This window comes from Dietzia sp. SYD-A1 (genome assembly GCF_015356725.1).
GTDB lineage: Bacteria > Actinomycetota > Actinomycetes > Mycobacteriales > Mycobacteriaceae > Dietzia.
In genome coordinates, this window is record NZ_JADDKI010000086.1 from 1 (window position 1) to 3,007 (window position 3,007).

Below are 3,007 nucleotides of genomic sequence, written 5' to 3' on the forward strand. Positions count from 1 at the left end.
CCGTCGGCGAGGCCCGCCGCTCCCTCGGAGTGGCCCGCCGCTCCGTCGGCGAGGCCCGCCGCGGGAGTAGAGGGACCGATGGCGCGGCCGCCCGGGGTTGCCTAGGGTTCCGGTGGACCGGACTGACCTGGAGGCCACGTGTCCACACTCGATCTGTTGCTCGCGACGGTCGGCGCGCTCGGCGTCGTGATCGTCGCGGTGTCCGCGCGACTCCACCGGTGGCCCGTGTCGGAGCCCCTCATTGCGCTCGGGGTCGGCATCGTCCTGGGGCCGGCGGTCGCCGGGGTTCTCGACGTCCCCGACATCGTCGCCGACCCCTCGACGCTCCATCGCGGCGCGGAGATCCTTCTCGCCGTCTCCGTGATGGGTGTGGCGCTGCGTTATCCCTTCTCGGCGATACGACGTCACTGGCGGCGTCTGGCCCTCCTGCTGCTGGTGGTGATGCCGGCGATGGCGCTCATCTCCACCGGTCTGGCGATCTGGGCGCTGGGCATCCCCATCGCGGTGGCGTTGCTCTTCGGCACCGCGATCTGCCCCACGGACCCCGTTCTGTCCTCCGCGGCGGTGACCGGCGACGCCGCCGAGCGGGACCTGCCCGAAGACGACCGGCAGCTGCTCTCACTCGAATCGGGGGCGAACGACGGATTGGCCCTTCCTCTCGTCGTGATCGCGCTCGCCGTGGCGACCCCGCTCACCGCCGGGCAGGCCGCCCTGGAGATCGGCTGGCAGATTCTCGGGGCCCTGGCGTTGGGTGTTCTCGCCGGGGTGGCGGCGGCCAAGGCCCTCCATTTCTCGGAGCGCCACGACGCCGCCGAGAACGGCCCGATTCTCATGTTCACCCTGCTGTTGGCCCTCCTGGTCCTGGGCTGCTCGGGCCTGCTGGGAGTCAACGGGGTGTTCGCCGCGTTCGTCTCGGGACTGGCCTTCAACCTGACCAGTGCCGGAAACGAGAGGCGGGTGGAGGTGGAGATCGACGAGGCGATCAACCAGTTCGCGGTCCTACCGTTCTTCCTGGCCCTGGGGGCGATGCTGCCGTGGGCGGAGTGGGCGCGGTTGGGGTGGGGAGCGGTTTTGCTCACCGTCGCGGTGCTCGTACTCCGGCGTCCGCCGGTGCTTCTCGCCCTCATGCGCCCCCTCGGACTGCGCGTTCGCGATGCCGCGTTCCTCGGCTGGTTCGGTCCGGTCGGCGTCGCGGCGGTGTTCTACCTGACCGAGGAGGCGTCCCGGGCGGGTCCGGATTCGCTGCTGCTCGGCGTGGGCACCCTCATCGTGGTGGCCAGCACCCTCGCCCACGGCGTTACCGCGGCTCCCGGTCGTGCGGTGTTCAGAGCCGCCGGTCGACGCGACGACCGGGCCGCCGATCACTCCTGCTGAGGGTGCTGCGCACGTCAGGCGGTGCCCGCGTCCGCGTTCCCGGCCTTCCAGGTCTCCCACGGGATGTTCCAGTCACCCAGACCGTCCCACCCCGGCAGCGTCGGGCCGACCGTGCCGGAGACCTCGAAGATGTCGCCCCGCTTGGCGTTGTCGTAGAACCACTTCGCATCGGCCGTGGTGACGTTGAGGCACCCGTGGCTGACGTTCTGGCTGCCCTGGGCCCAGACGGACCACGGCGCGGCGTGGACGAAGATGCCGCTGTACGACATCCGCGTGGCGTACTGCACCGGGGTGCGGTAGCCGTCCGGCGAGTCGACCGGAACGCCGTAGGTCGAGGAGTCCATCACCATGGAGGCCAACTTCTCCCCGATCACGTACGTGCCGTTCGGCGTCGGCGTGTCGGCCTTGCCCATCGAGGTGGGCATGGTCTTGATCACCTCGCCGTTGCGCTCGACCACGATCTGCTTGGTCGAGTCGTCGACCCGGGAGATGACCGCGTCACCGATCTGGAAATCGCTGCGCACGTTCTCCTGGCCGTACATCCCGCCGCCCAGGTCCTTGCCGTAGATGTCCACGTCGACGTCGATCGTGGTTCCCGGCGCCCAGTACTCGGCCGGACGCCACCGGACCTCCTGGTTGGACACCCAGTAGAAAGCACCCTCCACCTCTGGCTCGGTCCGGATGTGGATGTTGTCCTGCGCCGCGCGACGGTCCGCGATCGGCTCGTCGAACATCACCGCCACGGGTTGTCCGATGCCCACCGTCGCACCCTGACCCGTCGTGAGATACGCGGCGGTGAGGACACGGGGAGTGACGGTGCTGAACGTGACGGTGCTCCGGGTGACCAGACCGGCGTCGTCGGTCGCGGTGGATTCCAGCGTGTACTCGCGGCTGTACCCAAGGTCTTCGGTGGTCCGCCACTCGGTGAGATCCGGGTTGAACTCTCCCTGGACCTGCACGCCCTCCGGGTTGCGCATGACCACCGAATCGAAACGGCCGTCTCTGGCGGTGAGCACCACCGGCTCCGCGGGGTTGGCGTCGAGCGACCCGTCCTCCACGGAGACGTCGATCACCGCGGACGGCTCCGCGGGGGCCTCGGCGACCTGGCCGCCGTCCGCTCCCCCTGACCCGATGGTGCACCCTGTCAACACGAGGGAGCCCGCGAACACGGCGGCCAGCGCGATCCGGGATCTCGACCGGGCGCGGGCCCGGCGTCTGGTCCGATCCGTGTGGCGCACGTTCACTAATGGCCCCTTCCGAGCGTCATGTCCCTTCAGACCATGAACTGAGCCAGAGGGATGTCTTCACAAGTATGCATGCGTCCGCCACTGCATTTCATATCGAATTGATAAAGGATCACCGCCTCCTGGCCCGTCTACCCCCGCCCTGACCAGGCGATTTCGTGTTGACGGCGGGGCCCTGTTACTGTTTCTCTCGCACCACGCGGGCGCCATTAGCTCAATTGGCAGAGCAGCTGACTCTTAATCAGCGGGTTCGGGGTTCGAGTCCCTGATGGCGCACAGAAGCGAGAGGCCCTCCCCGGTCGGGGAGGGCCTCTCGTCGTCGTGGTTCCGGTGAGCGGGCCCGGCGCGGTGAGCGGGCCGGGCGCGCCGACTCAGGCCCGGTGCGGGGA

2 protein-coding genes and 1 tRNA gene are annotated in these 3,007 nt (G+C 69.1%); 2 read left to right on the top strand and 1 reads right to left on the bottom strand.

Annotation, left to right across the window (positions count from 1 at the left end; genetic code table 11):
* Positions 1-138: 138 nt before the first annotated feature.
* Complete coding sequence (locus tag IY392_RS04480; protein ID WP_107756020.1) at positions 139-1,374, top strand: cation:proton antiporter; 1,236 nt, start codon at positions 139-141, stop codon at positions 1,372-1,374.
* 14 nt (positions 1,375-1,388) lie between these two features.
* Here IY392_RS04480 and IY392_RS04485 read toward each other — a convergent pair whose 3' ends face one another.
* The gene (locus IY392_RS04485) at positions 1,389-2,618 is read right to left on the bottom strand and encodes an Ig-like domain-containing protein (RefSeq protein WP_194860616.1); all 1,230 of its coding nucleotides are present in this window, start codon (positions 2,616-2,618) and stop codon (positions 1,389-1,391) included.
* A 203-nt stretch (positions 2,619-2,821) separates the two neighbouring features.
* Here IY392_RS04485 and IY392_RS04490 point away from each other — a divergent pair.
* Positions 2,822-2,894 (top strand) — tRNA-Lys (locus IY392_RS04490).
* The last annotated feature ends 113 nt before the right edge of the window (positions 2,895-3,007 follow it).